1 pseudogene is annotated in these 413 nt (G+C 55.4%); it reads right to left on the bottom strand.

Annotated elements, in window-relative coordinates:
• Positions 1 to 38: 38 nt before the first annotated feature.
• Positions 39 to 413: pseudogene (locus ACTHTG_RS11160) on the bottom strand (hypothetical protein); the annotation flags it as partial.

The following is a 413-nucleotide window of genomic DNA, read 5'->3' as shown; positions in this document are numbered from 1 at the left end:
GAAGCCGTCTGAAGCCTTGTTCAGACGGCATTTTCTGTTTACCTTGCCGTAGCCTTGCTGTAAATGCCTTTAAGACATAAGGCCATGCGGTCAGAGGTGTCTTTGTCCGCATATCCCCGCAACACTTCGAGGGCTGCGACGGTTCTTTTCAGGCGTGAACGGGTTTCGTGCCAAACCGTCCACATCGTAACCGCCTGTATGTTGCCAAGCTGTTTGAGCGGCGCAGAGATGTCTTTGCCCAATTCAATCATCCATGCGCCGTAATAAACCATAGCGGTAATGTCGGCTAAAGAGTTGCCGTCGATGGGTAGTTTCGGCTCGGCTTTGGGCGGTGCGTCCAACACTTCGCCCGTCAAGCCTGTGTGCAGGGTCAGCGCGTGGACGTAGGCGACGGCTTCGGGCAGCTTCTCGGC

The sequence above is a fragment of the Neisseria sp. P0017.S009 genome, assembly GCF_051957375.1.
Classification (GTDB): Bacteria; Pseudomonadota; Gammaproteobacteria; order Burkholderiales; family Neisseriaceae; genus Neisseria; species Neisseria perflava.
The sequence above is the reverse complement of the archived record's forward strand: the minus strand, read 5'-3'. Positions and strand labels throughout refer to the sequence as shown.